15 protein-coding genes are annotated in these 16739 nt (G+C 61.3%); 10 read left to right on the forward strand and 5 right to left on the reverse strand.

The features are described 5' to 3' along the window. Nucleotides 1–42 precede the first annotated feature (42 nt). Nucleotides 43–423: an SDR family NAD(P)-dependent oxidoreductase gene (locus P0D73_RS05325; protein WP_408430265.1), complete on the forward strand. Its 381-nt coding sequence runs from the start codon at nt 43–45 to the stop codon at nt 421–423. Nucleotides 424–516: 93 nt separating this feature from the next. Here the strand turns inward: P0D73_RS05325 and P0D73_RS05330 are convergent, their stop codons facing one another. Beyond that, a complete protein-coding gene (locus P0D73_RS05330) occupies nt 517–918 on the reverse strand; it encodes a hypothetical protein (RefSeq protein ID WP_408430163.1) in 402 nt (133 codons plus the stop codon). Between the two features lie 345 nt (nt 919–1263). On the opposite strand from P0D73_RS05330, the gene P0D73_RS05335 reads away from it, so the two are divergent. After that, a complete protein-coding gene (locus P0D73_RS05335; RefSeq protein WP_408179236.1) occupies nt 1264–1572 on the forward strand; it encodes a DUF4148 domain-containing protein in 309 nt (102 codons plus the stop codon). 962 nt (nt 1573–2534) lie between these two features. Here P0D73_RS05335 and P0D73_RS05340 read toward each other — a convergent pair. Beyond that, nucleotides 2535–3437, reverse strand: coding sequence for a LysR family transcriptional regulator (locus P0D73_RS05340; protein WP_132374990.1), 903 nt, complete (start codon nt 3435–3437; stop codon nt 2535–2537). A gap of 172 nt (nt 3438–3609) precedes the next feature. On the opposite strand from P0D73_RS05340, the gene P0D73_RS05345 reads away from it, so the two are divergent. The 4 genes from P0D73_RS05345 to P0D73_RS05360 all read left to right on the forward strand — a co-directional run bounded on the left by P0D73_RS05345 (nt 3610) and on the right by P0D73_RS05360 (nt 8356). Then, nucleotides 3610–4863: an MFS transporter gene (locus P0D73_RS05345; RefSeq protein WP_132374991.1), complete on the forward strand. Its 1254-nt coding sequence runs from the start codon at nt 3610–3612 to the stop codon at nt 4861–4863. Nucleotides 4864–4874: 11 nt separating this feature from the next. After that, entirely contained in the window at nt 4875–5762 is an 888-nt protein-coding gene (locus P0D73_RS05350; protein WP_408430166.1) for an amidohydrolase family protein, read from the forward strand. 231 nt (nt 5763–5993) lie between these two features. Beyond that, nucleotides 5994–7328 (forward strand): MFS transporter, encoded by a 1335-nt coding sequence (locus P0D73_RS05355; RefSeq protein ID WP_408430169.1) that lies wholly within the window; start codon nt 5994–5996, stop codon nt 7326–7328. An 80-nt stretch (nt 7329–7408) separates the two neighbouring features. Then, nucleotides 7409–8356: a LysR substrate-binding domain-containing protein gene (locus tag P0D73_RS05360; RefSeq protein WP_408430172.1), complete on the forward strand. Its 948-nt coding sequence runs from the start codon at nt 7409–7411 to the stop codon at nt 8354–8356. Nucleotides 8357–8367: 11 nt separating this feature from the next. On the opposite strand, the gene P0D73_RS05365 is transcribed toward P0D73_RS05360, so the two are convergent. Beyond that, nucleotides 8368–9171 carry a class II aldolase/adducin family protein gene (locus P0D73_RS05365; RefSeq protein ID WP_408280383.1) on the reverse strand — a complete coding sequence of 268 codons (804 nt, stop codon included), beginning with the start codon at nt 9169–9171 and terminating at the stop codon, nt 8368–8370. Between the two features lie 239 nt (nt 9172–9410). Here P0D73_RS05365 and P0D73_RS05370 point away from each other — a divergent pair, with 239 nt between their 5' ends. The 4 genes from P0D73_RS05370 (at nt 9411) to P0D73_RS05385 (ending at nt 13598) form a co-directional block, all read left to right on the forward strand. Next, nucleotides 9411–9602: a hypothetical protein gene (locus tag P0D73_RS05370; protein WP_408430175.1), complete on the forward strand. Its 192-nt coding sequence runs from the start codon at nt 9411–9413 to the stop codon at nt 9600–9602. Continuing rightward, nucleotides 9602–11158, forward strand: a complete 1557-nt coding sequence (locus P0D73_RS05375) for a M81 family metallopeptidase (protein WP_408430178.1) — start codon at nt 9602–9604, stop codon at nt 11156–11158. The genes P0D73_RS05370 and P0D73_RS05375 overlap by 1 nt, the downstream gene beginning before the upstream one ends. 76 nt (nt 11159–11234) lie before the next feature. Further along, on the forward strand, nt 11235–12578 hold the full coding sequence (locus P0D73_RS05380) for an MFS transporter (protein WP_408430180.1): 1344 nt from the start codon (nt 11235–11237) through the stop codon (nt 12576–12578). A gap of 48 nt (nt 12579–12626) precedes the next feature. After that, on the forward strand, nt 12627–13598 hold the full coding sequence (locus P0D73_RS05385) for an ornithine cyclodeaminase family protein (protein WP_408430182.1): 972 nt from the start codon (nt 12627–12629) through the stop codon (nt 13596–13598). 72 nt (nt 13599–13670) lie between these two features. Here P0D73_RS05385 and P0D73_RS05390 read toward each other — a convergent pair whose 3' ends face one another. Further along, nucleotides 13671–14720, reverse strand: coding sequence for a LysR family transcriptional regulator (locus P0D73_RS05390; RefSeq protein ID WP_408430184.1), 1050 nt, complete (start codon nt 14718–14720; stop codon nt 13671–13673). 1029 nt (nt 14721–15749) lie between these two features. Continuing rightward, the gene (locus P0D73_RS05395) at nt 15750–16421 is read right to left on the reverse strand and encodes a DUF429 domain-containing protein (RefSeq protein WP_408430187.1); all 672 of its coding nucleotides are present in this window, start codon (nt 16419–16421) and stop codon (nt 15750–15752) included. Between the last annotated feature and the right edge of the window lie 318 nt (nt 16422–16739).

The raw sequence follows: 16739 nt of genomic DNA on the forward strand, positions 1-16739 counted from the left end.
CCATCGGTTATTTGGCCACCACGTTGATCGACAGAAGCGAAGCTGTCTTCTCTCGCGCTACGCTCGCTCTTCGACGTCAACGTATTCGGCATCCAACGGACCCTGCGGGCAGTCTTGCCGGCTTTCAGGGCACAGGGTGACGGCCTGGTCGTCAATATCGGATCGATCCTCGGCCGGGTGACCTTCCCGTTTTTCGGTGTATATGGCGCGTCGAAATTCGCAATCGAAGCATTAACCGACAGCTACCGCTATGAGTTGTCGAAGTTTGGCATCGACGTGGTTCTCGTCCAACCCAGCAACTATCCGACGAATATTTTCGCCAGCGCCCAGCGGCCAGCCGACGCCACGCGAGGCACCCAGTTGATGAAGGATCTCTGTCTCGGCCCGTTCGCGGAACCGCGAACGGGCCCGGCGGCGGCCTGAAAATATGTCTCGGGCCGGCGGCAATGCCGGCCCAACCTGCTTGTTACCGTCCGTTTTGCACCGGTTAACCGAGGTAGGTCTACCAGCCGGAGGCTAGCCGAAAACTCGAGCCCATGCCGCCCGAAGGCGACGCGCGCGGTTTTCGAAGAGATATGACGCAATCAGCGCCAGGAGGCCTGAAATAGCACCCGTCACGATGTGCTCGAGATACGGGATGCGGTAGTGACTCGCGTGCGAATAGGCGTCGCCTACCGTCGTCAGGACGCCGACGACAAGCGCATTGCCGTATCGATGCGCGTAGAGTTTCTCCACAGGTGTGAAGGTCAAAAGTACGGCCAGGAGTCCGGTAAGCAGACCGGTATGGAATGCAATCGTCCAGTGGGCAAGGCTCATGACATTGCCCCAACTTCCCGGCATGCAAGTCATGCACGCGCTGGTCGGCTGCCAGAAACGCTGAATAAAGAGCCTGGCGCGGCGTTTCCACTCGGTTGACATGATGTATTCCCAACAATGCCGTTGCCACAGCCGACGCCACCATGCGTTTCGTTGGCGCGGTTTCCAGGCCGTTTGACCGGACTGCCGTCAACGCCATGGATGCGTCGAATCTACACGCCGTCGAGGCCGGGTAAGCACGCGTACATGGTCGAATACTACACCGCGATTGGGCGGCCGCCGTCTTGTCCGGAGCCGGTATTCAGCCCTTGCGTTTATCGCCGCGACTCCATCGACGACAGGCAGCGAACGAGCGCTTCCTCGTGAAGTGAGCGTCCGGACTAACCGGCTCATGCCGTCATTCGGGTCGCCGTTGTACAGTGTCGATTGAATGGAAGGAGACGCGATATGGAGAACCCATCGAACAAGTGGCCGATGCTTTGCGTGTTGGTTTTATCGCTCGCCGGCTGCGCGGCGGGCGGCAGCCCGCAAAGCGCGGCGCACTTGAGCACATCGCAATGCAGCGACCTGGCCGCGCTCAAGAACAACGCCCCTTTAACTCCGGAGCGAAACCGCAGCGAACTGGCGGCTCTAAGGAAAGCTGGCTACGATCCATCCAGGTGGTTCGACCCGTACTACCCGGAGGATCTACAGGCGGCACAGCGCCGGGTCGACAGTTGGTTCCAGGCGGAGTGCCAGCAGGCGCCGCCCGCTTGACGCCAAACTCTAGCGTTGAAGGCCATCGAGAAGGTCGAAAAATTGCAAGGCACCCGTAACCTGATCGTCCATACGGCCGGATGTGGCCCGGTGCTGCTCGATGCAATCTGCATACACCGCGTGAAACTTACGAGTTGACGATAGGCGACTCGCGGTCGACGATTTTTCAAGCACCTTTCCAAGCTGTGCATCGAACCGCCTGACGCGGGTCACTCTGCAACAGGTGATTGCGTTCCCTCAGGCCACCCGAAGAGCCGTCAAGTCCGATCGCCGGATGCCTCCAGCGTCAGCCATAGCCGTTATTTCGATAACATATGGAGGCCGACATGCCCGTGACGTGGGGAAACTCGGTATAGTTCGAAAGCGCGGGCATTTCGGTTGCCCCATTCTGAAGGATGTCGATATGATACCAATCGGTGTAGCAGCCACAGTACTCAGCGGCGTGAGCAGCGCCATCGGTTCCGGGCTGTCGAAGCTGACAGGCCAAAGCTCCACGAGTGAATCGAGCCAGCCGAGTTTTGCAGCACATCTGAAGGCGGCAACGTCACCGAGCAGTCTAGGCAAAAGCGTCCATCACCTTCACGCGCATGGCGCAGTAAGCGCATTGGCGGATCGGTCGCCATCGTCAGCGCGAGCCACTACCGGTTCCGGTACGACAGCGGTCGGCTCGGTTATCAATATCAGCGCCTAAAATACCACCGCATACGAGTCGACCAGCCGTGTCTGGTCGCATTGTGCCCGGCCAGCGGTCGAATCGATCGTCGTGTGAAGGCGCTACATCCGCTCGGCGCGGCGCCCCTAATTGAGGTCGACGGCATGTTGCTCGCCGAATCGGCCAATCGCTAAAAGAACCCACTCTCAGCAACGGCACAGCCGCATGCCAATGCACGCACTTCTGAAACCGTTCGCCTGCCAAAGACTTTCAGTCGCAGTGCCACCGCATGAACCCATTGGCTTTCCGTCTACGCCAGTGAGCTTGCAGGGTAAGGCTCAATCAATTCAGCGAAACGGTCTGCAAGCGTCTGCCTTGCCCGTGCCGGCCAGATCGCGCTGAGTTCGAAACGCGGCAGCGCGGCGCCGTCGACGATCTCGCACAGCCTTACTCCGCTAAATTGCAGCGCCCGCACCGAACGCGGCAGCAGCGACACACCGCACCCCGCGGCGACGCACGCGAGCACGGTCAGCGACCGGTTCGCGTCCTGCACGATCTCCACCTCGCAATCCGCCTGCCGGAACGCGCTCAGGATGCCCGCGCGAATGTTGGGTAACTGGCCCTGCGGGAACCATACGAGCCCGTGCTGCGCGAGCTCGCGTAACGACACAGTCGCGCCGGCCTGCAACGGAAACGTCGCCGGCAACACCGCGACCAATTGCTCCCGCGCGATTAGCTTCTCCCGCATCTTGCCCGCGACCGCCACCGGCGTATGCAGCAAGCCGATATCGATTTCCCCTTTCTCGAGCGCGCTTGCCTGCTCCGCGTTGCTCATCTCGCGCAGCACCAACTCGACATCCGGCACCGATGCGCGCAACGCCGCAATAGCGCGCGGCAGCACCTCGAACAGCGCCGCCGACGCGAAGCCCACCGTCAGACGCCCTGCCCGTTGCGCGCCGATTTCGCGAGCGCGGTGTGAGGCGGCGTCGATTCTCGCGACGCTCATCCGCACGTCCTCGACGATCGCCAGCCCGGCGGCGGTAAGGTCCGCACCACGCCGCGTCCGGTTGAACAGCTTGACGCCCAGGTCCTTCTCCATGCGAGTGAGCGCCTGACTCAGCGCGGGTTGCGCGATGTTCAGCCGTTCAGCGGCGCGCGTGACGCTGCCTGCATCGGCGACGCAGAGGAAGTACTTCAGGTTGCGCATGTCCATATTAGAACGATATGAAAAATGATCATTTGCATCATATATCTTTATCCACCCGCTCACTAGAATGCCTCCACGTGCGATGAGCAAGCAGACCGTCGTCACGAAAATATCGACAGCCTTGGATGGGACCAGAGTCAGGCGCCAAAGCGCCAACTCGGGTCGACAGGAGACAAAGATGAACTGGTACCGCGAAATATCGACGCTCGAAAAACGCACGCTGTGGAGCTGCTTTGCCGGATGGGCGCTCGACGGCGTGGACACGCAGCTGTTCAGCCTCGTGATCCCGACCTTGCTAGTAACCTGGGGCATCGGCAAAGGCCAGGCGGGCTTGATCGGCGGCGCAACGTTAGTCGCCGGCGCGTTGGGCGGACTGCTTGCGGGCATGCTGTCGGACCGGTACGGCCGCGTGCGCGCGTTGCAGATCACCGTGATCTGGTTCTCGCTCTTCACCTTTCTCAGCGCCTTCGCGCAGAACTTCGAACAGTTGCTTGTTCTCAAGGCTTTGCAAGGCGTGGGCTTTGGCGGCGAATGGACCGCTGGCGCCGTGCTGTTGAGCGAGACCATGCGCGCGGAGCATCGCGGCAAGGCGATGGGCATCGTGCAAAGCGCGTGGGGTTTTGGCTGGGCGGGCGCAGTGCTTCTGTACACGCTGGTTTTCTCGTTCGTGCCGCCGGATTGGGCGTGGCGGTTGCTGTTCGGCATCGGCGTGATTCCGGCCGGCCTCGTGCTTTATCTGCGCCGCAACGTGGTCGAACCGCCACGCGCCGCCGCGCCGGTCGCGTCGCCGAGGCAGGCGCTCCCCGCCGCACGGAATATCTTCGACCGGTCGGTGATTCGCACGACGATCGTGGGCGCGCTGATCGGTGTCGGGGCGCACGGCGGCTATCACGCGATCACGACATGGCTGCCGACTTATCTCAAGACCGAGCGGCATCTGTCAGTGCTCGGCACCGGTGGGTATCTTGCCGTCATCATTACGGCGTTCATCTGCGGCTGCTTCGTGAGCGCGTGGCTGCAGGACCGCATCGGCCGCCGGCTCAACGTGATTCTGTTCGCCGTGTGCTGCATCGCGACGGTCAATCTCTACGTCTTCCTGCCGATGGGCGACACCGCCATGCTGTTCCTCAGCTTTCCGCTGGGCCTCTTTGCAGCCGGCATCCCCGCCACGCTCGGCGCACTGTTCAACGAACTCTATCCGCAAGGCATTCGCGGTACCGGCGTGGGCTTTTGCTACAACTTCGGACGGATCGTCTCGGCGGGTTTTCCGGTGCTCGTCGGACACATGGGCAACTCGATGCCGCTCGGCTCGGCGCTCGGCATCGATGCCGGCATTGCCTACGGACTCGTGGTCGTGGCCGCGCTCATGCTGCCGGAAACGAAGAACCGCCGGATCGCGACGGTAACGGCCAACGCCGCGAGCCGCGCATAACGGGGAAACACATGATCGACGAACAGATTCAAACGATGCAGACGCAAGACACTGCGGTGGCGGACCAGTGGTATCACACCAAGGATCAGCGAATCGTCGCAATCGACGCGCATGCCCACGTGTTCGTACGCGGCTTGCCGCTTGCGCGGCAGCGTCGCCATGCGCCGGATTACGACGCAACGGTGGACGCCTACGCCGGTCACTTGCTGTTAAACGGCGTCTCGCACGCCGTGCTCGTACAACCCAGTTTTCTCGGCACCGACAATTCCTTTTTCCTCGATGTGGCAAAGCGCTATCCGCGGCGTTTTCGTGGGGTGGCGGTCGTGGATTGCGCAGTCACCGATCACGAGCTCGCGCTGCTCGATACCACAGGCGTAGTGGGTATCCGGTTGAACCTCGTCGGCCTGAAGCTTCCTCAACTGACCACACCCGACTGGCGGCGGCTGTTCGCGCGTGTCAACGCACTCGGCTGGCATGTCGAGGTTCACCGTCAAGCCGTGGATTTGCATGCCGTTGTCGGGCCGCTGCTCGAGCAGGGCTGCACGGTGGTCGTGGATCACTTCGGCCGGCCCGATCCGCGCACTGCTGCCGACGATCCAGGCTTCACGTATCTGCTGTCGCTTGCCGCTACCGGACGCGTCTGGGTGAAGCTGTCGGCGGCTTACCGGAGCGCGGTGAACGACAACGGCACAGCATTGGGCACCGCTCTCGCGAGCCAGCTTCTCGACGCTTACACACCCGCGCGACTGGTGTGGGGCAGCGACTGGCCGCATACGCAGCATCAGCAACTCGTCGATTACACCGCGACCCGTCGTGCGCTCGATCTGTGGGTTCCGGACGCGGCGCAGCGCGAGTCTATTTTGACGAGCTCGGCGCGCACGCTTTATCGATTCGAATAAGCGCTCGACCGCGGCGGCCAATCCGCCGGAGCGGCACATCACAACGGCAGCGATTTCAGCCATGGCGCCGATCTTTCGGGATCGGCCGGAAACGCGATTGCAAAAAGGCGCCAGTTCCATCCTGTGACGTTTGCTCACAAAGTCAATATTTTTCGTGCATTGTCCTCCCACCGGTCACGGCGCTTAATCTCCCTTGAGAGCAACCCGCAACGCGTAGATCTGGGGAAAACCATGGACCTTGAGGCGCTCAAACCCGCGATTTCCGATCGGTTGATGAAACGGATCGCCTGGCGGCTCGCGCCGCTGATGATCCTGATGTACATTGCGAACCAGCTTGACCGCGCAAACATCGGCTATGCAGCGCTGACCATGAACGCCGAACTGCATATGACAGCGGCGCAATACGGTTTCGCGGCAAGCCTGTTTTTCCTTGGCTATATTCTCTTCGAAGTACCGAGCAACCTGTGCATGCATCGGTTTGGCGCCCGGCTGTGGATGACGCGCATCCTGCTGAGCTGGGGTCTGCTCTCCTCGCTGACGAGCTTCGTCCCCGACTCCCGCTGGCTCTACATCGCCCGCTTCTTTCTTGGCGCATTCGAGGCGGGTCTGTTTCCGGGCATGGTGTACTACCTTACGCTGTGGATGCCCGCGCGCAATCGCGTCTGGATGATGTCGCTGTTCGTCACCGCTATCCCGCTGACCGGTGTGCTCGGCGCACCCGTGTCCACGTGGCTGATGGCACACGCGACCGTGTTCGGCGTGACCGGCTGGCGCGCGATGATTCTGCTGGAGGGATTGCCCGCGATCATTCTCGGCGTGGTCGCCTATTTCTGGCTGACGGACGACCCTTCCCGCTCGCAGTGGCTTTCCGCCGCTGAAAAGGGCGAAATCGCCGCCGCGCTGGCTGCCGAACGGGCTCAGGCAGCAACCGCCACGTCGTCGTCCGACGTCTCGCGAGCGCTTCGAAATCCGAAAGTCTGGGCCCTCGGCATCGTCTATTTCGGCACCAACGCGGGCATCATCGGCTTGCTCTATTTCCTGCCGCAAGTCATCAAGACGTTTGAAAGCACATTCGGGGTGAAGTACAGCCTCACGGACGTCGGGCTGATCACGGCGATTCCATTCGGCGTCGCTGTCATCGCGATGCTGATCTGGGGCCGTCTGGTGAGCCGCCACAATGTCGGGGCCTGGCATGTGGCCGGCCCGCTGCTGGTATGCGCAGCCGCGCTTTCGGTGGCGCTACTGCTGAAGTCTCCCTACCAGTCGATCGTTGCGCTTTCGATTGGCGCGTCGGCCTGCTTTTGCAGCATCACGACTTTTTGGCAGTTGCCCAGCCGCATACTCACGGATCGGGCTGCGGCGGCCGGCATCGCGCTGATCACGAGTATCGGCGTATCGTCAGGATTTTTGCTGCCGTATTTTATCGGGTGGGTCAAGGATACGACCGGCACGTTCGTGCTTGCGTTCGTCGGCATTGCAGCGACGATGGTGCTCGCTTCCATCGTGGTCATGCTGCTCGAAACGCGCTGGCGCGAGGTCGGCCTGCGCCGGCTGGCGAGCGAATAGGCGTCGCCTGCGCCTCGCCGCACGAAGGGCTATCATCGGCGTATCCATTGCCCATTCCTTTTCGCCAGCAAGGATTATCGATGCGCCGCGGTGTTCCCAGTCTCAGCGCCCTGCAAGCTTTTGAAGCAGCGGCGCGTCATGAAAGTTTTTCGAAGGCCGCGGCCGAGCTGTCGCAGACGCACGGCGCGGTCTGCAAGAAGGTCAACGAACTCGAGGCGCATCTGGGCATCACGCTCTTCGAGCGAGTCCGTCAGCGGCTGGTATTGTCCGCGGCGGGCGCGGAGTACGCACGGCGGATCCGCGTCCATCTCGACCAGATTCGACGCGATACGCTCGAACTGGTCCGCAAGCAAAGCGAAGTGAAGCTCCAGCTGGCCGTCGGCGTCACATTTGCATCTCAATGGCTGATTCCACGTCTGCATGATTTCTACGAGTCCAATCCCGATCTGCAACTCCACATCATGGGTCGCGACCAGCCGACTTTCTTCGACGATTCGAGTTTCGATGCCGCGATCTATTTTGCGCAGAGCTTGTGGCCTGCAATGCCAGGACAGCCGCTCGTCAGCGACGATGAAATTCTCGCTGTCTGCGCGCCCTCGTTGATCGGTACGCGCGGTACGTTGAGCGGCGCAAGGATCAGCGCGCTGCCCTGGATCCACACCCGCGATCTACCGCGCGCATGGCTTGCATGGTCCGAAACGGCGTGCGCCCAGGTCATCGAACCCAGCACGTCGAACCAGCACTACGACATGTTCATCATGGCGATTAACGCCGCGATTTCCGGACTGGGTGTGGCCTTGCTTCCGCACATCCTGATCGAACGGGAATTGCGCAGCGGTGCACTCGTCCAGATCCACCCTCATTCGATCCCGAATCCGGAGACCGTCTACTACTCGTTTCCAGAGCAGAAACGCGAGTGGGAGCCGCTCAAACGCTTCGATCAATGGCTAGGCGCCGCGGTTCGCGACTATCGTGACGGCTGCCGCGACCGCGCGGCAGCTATCGAAGCGACGCTTGCGTCACACTAGCAACATCCGCGTCAGGCGAGTTCGCGCAGATCAGGATTGTCGCGCAGGAGTTGCTGATAGAGTCCCTGGAATCCAAGCCATGCTACATAGTCGGATCCCAGTTGCGCGCGCGTGGCCTGCGCCTCCTCGTCGGAGAGCGGCTCGATCGGGCCGGCCGCCTCGGCCAGTAACTGCACCTGGCAGCAACGCTCCATCGCGATGAAACGATACGCTGCGGCATCGACGGATGAGCCGACCGTCAGCAGCCCATGATTGAGCAGAATCGCGGCGCGCTTCGTGCCCATCGTCTGCGCGATCCGGCGACCCTCTTCAGTGGCGAGCACCACTACGTCGCCACGAAATAGCACGTGATCCTCATGGAAGAGACAGGCTTCCTGATTGAGCGGAGCAAGCAGCCGTGCGCGCGCAGAGAATGCGCGACCGAAAGTCGTGTGTGTATGGGCTGCTGCAACGACATCGGGATTCGCGCCGTGGATGCCGCAGTGAATCGCGGCCGCCGCGGCGTTGACCGGTCCGGTCCCGTGATAAACGTTGGCATCCTCGTCGATGCAAACGAGATCGTCGGGATGAATCGACGAAAAATGCTGTGCGTACGGGTTGACCCAAAACCGATCGTGAAACTCCGGGTCGCGTACCGTGATATGTCCGGCTATACCTTCGGCGAGCCCGAATCGCGCGAAGATGCGAAATGCGGCAGCGAGTTTGAGCTTGCGATGTTGCCGCTCATCGTCGAGGCTGGCGAATACAGGCGGCTCCGGCAAGCGTCCGCCAATTGGCTTCGGAATCTGCAACTCGCGGACTTCCGCGTGACCCATGACATGCTCCTTCGTGCTGATTGAAGCATTCATTCTCAGCCGCACGGACCGCACGGTCCATCGACGATTTGTCACAAGTTTGCTTCTTGCGCTCACAAGGCGCGGCCCACTTCCCCATGGCTTGCCGAGATCGGCGCCACACACGCTTGCGGTGCCCATGGCTCTTCGAACGTCCCGCATGCATGCCCGCGACCGATCGCGTCCACTGCTTTCGTGCGAGACGGTTAACTCCAATGTGAATGAAGCAATCAGTCGACGTTAACCCGCATGGCATTTTGGCAACCAATACTTTTCACGAGCATGCGAATTCAGATATCGACGCTTGCATGCTCGCGGTCAATCGCCGCGTCGTCGAAAGCAACGCAATGATCCGCCGGGACCCCCCACGTGCGATGCCGATCCGGGTGACGCCGGCGCTGAGGAGTGACTGATGAAAAAACCGCGCATTGCCATTCTTGGCTTCGCGATCGAATCGAACCGGTTTGCGCCGGTGTCCACGCGCGCCGATTTCGTATCGCGTGCCTACTTGCAAGCTACCGCGCTCTTGGACGACGCACGCAAGGAAGCGCCGGTGATGACGCCGGAAATTCCCGCATTCGTTCGAACGATGGATGCGACCTCTGAGTGGACACCTGTCCCGATCCTCTTTGCCAACGCAGAGTCGGGCGGCCCGGTCGAACACGCATTCTTTGCCGACACGCTGGGCGAATTCGAACAGCGGTTGCGTGCGGCACTGCCGCTCGACGCTGTCTATATCTGTGAGCATGGCGCCGCCATCACGACCGAAGAAGACGATCCCGACGGCGCGGTTTTCACGCTCGTACGCAATATCGTCGGACCCGTGGTGCCGATCGTCGCCACCGTCGACCTGCATGCGAACGTGTCCGACCGGATGGTGAACACCGTCGACGCGTTGGTCTCATACCGCCGCAATCCTCACACCGACATGGCCGAGCGCGGCGCCGAGGCCGCCCGCATCCTGAGCGAATTGTTGAATGGCATGCGCACGACTGTCGCGCATGTACGCATGCCCGTCTGCGCGCCACCCACCCAGTTGCTGACCGCCCCGGGAACCGGACCGTATGCGGAAATGATCCGGCGCGCGGAAGCGCTGGACGACCCGCGGATCGTGAATGTCTCGATTGTCGGCGGCTTTGCGTTCGCGGACACGCCGAAGAACGGCTTGACGGTACTCGTGACCACGCGCGGAGATGCACCGCTCGCACATCAAGTGGCCATCGATCTTGTGTCGTATGCGTGGCAAGAGCGTGCCGCATTCACGCCGACGCTGACGCCCCTCGACGACGCGGTGCGCCTCGCCAAAGCGACCAGCGACGATCCTTCGTTAGCGACCCTGCTACTCGCCGACGTGGCTGACAACCCGGGCGGCGGCGGGCGCGGCAACACGCCGTTCGTGCTCAAGGCGCTGCTCCAGCAGGAGGTGCAAGGGGCGATCCTCGGTGTCGTCACCGATCCGGATCTGGTGGCGGACGCCCACGTGGCGGGCACCGGGCAAACGCTCGTTGCGCGCTTCAATCGTGCTGAAACCACCGTGTATTCGGAGCCGTTCAACGCGCCGGCCCGCGTGTTGAAACTGCACAACGGCAAAGGTGTCGGCCGACGCGGACAACTGGCGGGCTGCAGCTTCGACCTTGGACCGTGCGCGGCGCTGCAGATCGGCGGCGTGACGGTCATCGTCATCAGCAAGCGACATCAGTGTCATGAGCCGATGTTCTTCGAGATGTTCGGCATCGACATTGCGCGTGCGCGCGTCGTCGTATTGAAGTCGCGCGGCCATTTCAGGGCGGCATTCGACGAGTTCTTTTCCGACGCACAGATCGTCAGCGTCGATGCGCCAGGTCTGACTTCCCCGATCCTCGCGCGATTCGATTTCAAGAAGCTGCCGCGGCCCGTCATACCGCTGGACGACATTTCCACGTGGAGTCCGACGGTCCGCACCGTTCTGCCAAGGAGCGACCCGCGATGAACGAATTACCCCGCGAAGACTTGCTGTCTTCACAGCACGCGCAAGGCACGCACCATTGCAACAGAGGATATTCCCAATGAACGATACGCTAGACGTGACGCGAGTCAGACCACAGACCGCCCGGAAGGTCATCTGGCGTCTGGCGCCGCTGCTGATATTGCTCTACATGGTCAACCAGATGGACCGGGCGAACGTCGGCTACGCGGCGTTGACGATGAATCGCGAACTCGGCATGTCGGTCTCCCAGTTCGGGTTGGCCGCCGGCCTCTTCTACGCCGGGTACATTCTCGTTGCGGTGCCGAGCAATCTGCTGCTGGCGCGATTCGGCGCACGGCTGTGGATGACGCGTATTCTCGTCACCTGGGGCTTGATCGCTTCGCTGACCGCATTCGTCAACAGCCCTCACATGCTGTACGCGCTGCGCTTTCTCCTCGGCATTGCAGAGTCAGGATTCTTTCCGGGGATGATTCTGTATGTCACGTTCTGGCTGCCGCGGCAGGAGCGGGTGTGGCTGATGTCGCTGCTGTTTCTCGCCATTCCGCTGTCGAACATGCTGGGCGCACCGATCTCAACTTTCGTCATGGAGCATACGCATCTGTTCGGCTGGTCCGGCTGGCGCTCGATGTTTTTCATAGAAGGATTGCCGGCGATCGCGCTCGGTGTCGTCACGTTCATCGTCATGAAAGACCGGCCCGACGACGCCCGGTGGTTGACCGTCGAAGAGCGCGCCGAACTGAGCCATGCGCTCGCGGTGGAGAGGCAGGAAGCCCAACGGGTGTCGCCGAAAAGCGCATGGCTTGCGTTGCTCGACCGGCGAGTCCTCGCATTCGGACTGATCTACTTCGGGATCAATATCGGCGTCGTCGCACTGTCATTCTTCTTGCCGCAGATGGTCGCGGAGTTCTCCCACCTGTACGCTGTCAAATATTCGGTCTTCCAGGTTGGACTGATTACCGCTGTGCCATTCGCGGTGTCGGCGGTGACCATCCTGTTGTGGGGACACTATGCTCGACGTACCGCGCTCAGCGCCTGGCACGTTGCGATTCCAACGGCGATCGGCGGTTTGTCGTTCGCCGCTGCGCTGTTCCTTTCGTCGCCATACGAGGCCATGGCTGCGTTTACGCTCGGCGCGGTCGGCGTCTACACCCCGCATGCCTCGTTCTGGCAGCTGCCTCCGCGCTATCTCAGCAACGCCGCGGCCGCATCGGGCATCGGCCTAATCAATACGATCGGCACGCTGGCCGGGTTCCTCGGCCCCTACGCTACCGGCTGGCTGCACGACGTTACCGGTTCGTATCGCGTGCCGATGCTCGGTGTTGCGGGACTCATGTGCCTGTCCGCGACGATGGTGCTGTTCGTAGAACGCGCAAACCGTGCGGCATTGCAGCCAGCGAGCGCGCCGCAAGGCAGTGCCTCCTGACGCCGGACACACTGCGTTTGCCATTCTCAAGAATCAAGGTGTACCACAATGCGTAATGATGCCAAGCTGATCCTGATCGACAAACACCAGGTCGAGGCCTTGCTGAAGCCTGACGATGTAGTCGACGCGGTACGGGAAGCATTCGCTCTTCACAGCCGGGGCGAGGGCCGTGTGTTTCCTGTTGTCCGAGAGCCACTCGTGACAGGGGGCGTGTTCGGAATCAAATCGGGCGACGTGCAGTCGCAAGGCCTGCTCGGATTCAAGGCCGCGGGGTTTTGGCCTTCAAACCGCGGCTTGGGCGGCGAACCGCACCAGGCCACCATTCTCCTGATCGATCCGAAAACCGGCCGGCCCGTGTGCGTGATCGACGGTAATGCAATCACGACCATGCGCACGGGCGCTGCCGGCGGCTTGGGTTTGACTCTCCTCGCGCGTACGGACAGTGCTCGTCTATGCGTATTTGGCACGGGCGTACAAGCACAAGTGCAGGTCGGATTCGCGATGCGCGTGCTCGAGCAGCTTTCCTGTGTTCGCTATGTCACCGTGAACGGTGAGCGCGACGTTTCATTTGAAGCCCGGTTCGCCGGACGTTGCGAAGTCCTGCATGCGACCGACCGTAACGCCGCGGTGGCTGACAGCGATCTGGTCGTCACGGCCACGCCGGGCAAAGGGCCACTCTTCGACGCGCATGCAGTGCAACCCGGCACTCATCTCAACTGCGTCGGCGCGGACACCAAAGGCAAACGCGAACTTCCGGAAGATTTGCTGCCGCGCGTCCGCCTTTTTGTCGACGATCGAACCCAGGCGCGCGAAATCGGCGAAACACAATGGGCGCCTGACACGCCATGTATCGAGATCGGCGATCTGATCACCGGCCAGGTTCGGATCGATCGGCATCCTGACGACATCACCCTGTTCGACATGACCGGTATCGCCCTGCAGGATCTGACAGTCGCGCGATTGCTTTACGAGCGTGCGTGCGAAACGGGTACGGCCACCTCACTATCGTGGCCCTGGTAGGTTCGCCGCTTCACCGGTAGTCAGACCAGGCGCGCGCCGCTCAGATCGGTGCGGGGTCGCGGCCACATCCGGTCAGCCGGCGCTCGCGCGAGCCGTCGATCCGGCAGCACCAGAGCCCTGTGCACGTTTGCCGCTCCTGGATTGTTCGCTGTCGCCCGGCAACCAGGGTTGTTGCAACGTCGACGCATGCAGAAGGTCGAGAAAACGCTGAGCGCGCAGTGAGCGTCCATGCCGCGAGTTGATCAGCGCGACGATATCCGCGTCCGGCTGCGTCCACGCTTCGAGCAGCGGGACGAGCCGCCCCGCGTGCAGATGCTCGGCCACGTCCCATTCTGAGCGCGAAATTATGCCAAGCCCGGCAAGCGCCCAATCACGCACGGTGCCGCCATCATTGCTCGTTAGCATCGGCTCGATTCTGACGTTCGCCGGTGTGCCCTGGTCTCTCGGCGTGAAACGCCACATGGTCACGTCTTCATCGTTCTCGCGCAGCGCGATACAGTCATGCGTGAGCAGTTCCTCCGGATGCTTTGGTTCACCGCGACGCGCCATATAGCTCGGCGCCGCGCACAGGATACGGCGATTAGGTGCGAGACGCCGGCTGACGAGCGACGAATCGCGCAACTCGCCGATATGCACCATCAGGTCCCACATGTCATCCGAGATGCGCGCGGGGCGATCGGACAGCATCAGACTTGCGCTCACCTCCGGGTAGAGGGCACGAAATTGCGCAATGACAGGCGCGACGTAACGCTGCCCGAAACCGAGCGGCGCAATCACGCGCAGATGGCCGGCCACCGTGCCGCGCCGCGATGCCAGCGTGTCTGACAAATTGCCAATGTCATCGCAGATCCGGCGCGCGTGGACCGCAAGCAGTTCGCCTTCGTCGGTGAGCACCATGCGCCGGCCCGATCGATCGATCAACCGCATGCCCAACCGGTTCTCCAGAAGACGAAGCCGCTGTGTGACCGCGGGCGGCGTGACATCGAGCTTGCGTGCGGCATCCGCTAGCGACAAAGCGCTCGCAAGCGTAATGAAAAAATGCAGGTCCTCGGTCGAAATCATTGACTTGGGTATGAGCGCGGCGATCCGACGATGGTATTCCGTGGCGTTAGCGATCGCCATTATTTTTTTACGCCTGACGTGAGCGATTCCTGCCCATCGGTCTTCGTGTGCGCGCAATGGAGGTGGCAGAACCTACGACGGTGGCGGAGATTAAAAGCCAGCGCGCCCACGCAGGGCTGAATCCAAGGTCCGTCGCCATTTTCAGAGTATTGCGAGCGGTCAGGCGCCAAATCGATGCTCGGAGTAAGGGCGGTTCCCGTCATCATAAATTTGCGCCCCTCGCCTATCGTTGGGGCCGCTCCAGACTTGCGCATTGGTCAATGTTCTTTAATGGTCGTTCGGTCCTCCACCACCCTTCGTTCGCCGCTTGAAGAGTACACCGAATCCAATCGCGACAAGCAAGGCCACCATCAGAACCGCGCTCATGCCCGTCGTGCCGCGCTTGTCAACCGGACCGGACGCAGCGGAAGCCACAGCAGGTGAAGAGCTCTGCGTTTCAACCGGCTTCGGGAGCGCTACGCCAGCGGCACTCCCCTGGCGAACAAGAGAAGCCTCCGACGTTGGGGAGGCCTGAGATGCGATAGAGGGAACTACCTCCGGCACCGGACCGACGGGAGCCATGTCAGTGGATGAAGCCATTGCCGGAGCCTGTGCAGCGGCAGGACTGGCTTCGGCAGACCTGGCCAACGCCTTCCACTTGGCGAATACCGTATCAATGCAGTGAACGTCGGTGCAGGCGTTTCGCGATTGCCTCCACTGAGCGAGTCGTTCGGGTGAAAGCTTTCCACTGCTCAGGAGAGCCTGTTGTTGCGCGGAGATATCGTCGTATTCATTGTTCAGGATGGCGTGGTCGCAGATGACGCGTTCAGCCGGTTGTCGCGTGGTGGCGCATTGAATATCGCTTGCCCATGCTCCGGTTGAATCGAAAGCCGCCATTGATAGCAGCACTGGCCAAATTCGCTTTAGATGCACCGGCCCTCCTTGAAGATGGTTGCTTTGCTAAGACTACGGTCGCTCGTGAGCGAAATCCTATGCGCCTACAACGGGATCACGAGACCCCGATCGTGCCGTCGCACGGGGCGTGCCACGCTAACCGCGAAAACGGTATTCGCTGGATCCTTTGAGTGTGCCAGCAGGAGCCGGCACAACAATGAACCCACCGAGCTCATCGCCGTACACCACGAATCTCTCGTCAAGCAAGCAATGTGCTGTCAAGGCACACAGCGCCGCATCGACTTCGTCGATAGATTTCAGCGACGTCGCGTCAATTCCAGCATCTTGAAGAATTTCTCGGCGCTGAGTTCGTTTCTGCTTCGCGGACGCGACCGTGGCCCCTAGAAAAGCGCTGGTGATAGCGTGGGGGAACGTCTCAAAGCAGACTCGATCACCGAGTTCTCCGCCATTGTTGAAGAGGGGGAAATGCGGTGCGAATGCCTGATAGACAAGCTCGCCGTTGAACATCCACTCGTAGAATCCGCTTTTACTGGCCATGGCTGTTGCGCGAGTCGGTGTGGCGAACGAAAAGATTCGCTGCCGCGCGAGCTCCTTCTCGGCTTGCCTTCCGGCTTCGCCGACTCGCCACAGACAGGGAGCATCGATGCCCACCGCTCCTACCTCGAATTGGAGGCACTTTTCGACCATTTGTTCCGGCGCCTGCGACCGGAGGTTGCACACAATCTGGGTGTCACGCAGGATAACCAGATGATTTCCTTTCCGGTCGCCGCCAATATCGATTCCAGCCACCGCTCGTTGTGACCTCATAGTTCCCGTACCCTCAACAGAGCGCGCTTACCTCGGTAGCAATAGCTGATGCTTAATCCGTCGAAAACCGCAGAAGCGACCTCGCCTGTTCAAGCAGAGCGTGTGACGCGGCAAACTCATTGCGTCCAGCCATAGTCAGTGCGGCTTGTCCTGTGCGCTCGAACAGCTCGTCGTCAGATGTCGCGACGACACTCACGTCGAGACCAGGACGGTCGTATTGGCGAAAAAATGCGAGCATTTGGGACGCATCGAATCGCGAGTCCTTAGGACCGGACCTGGCTAGAATCTCGGCGGCTGCCGCCAGCTGTCGCGTGGCTT

It is taken from the genome of Paraburkholderia sp. RL18-101-BIB-B (assembly GCF_046026985.1).
GTDB lineage: Bacteria > Pseudomonadota > Gammaproteobacteria > Burkholderiales > Burkholderiaceae > Paraburkholderia.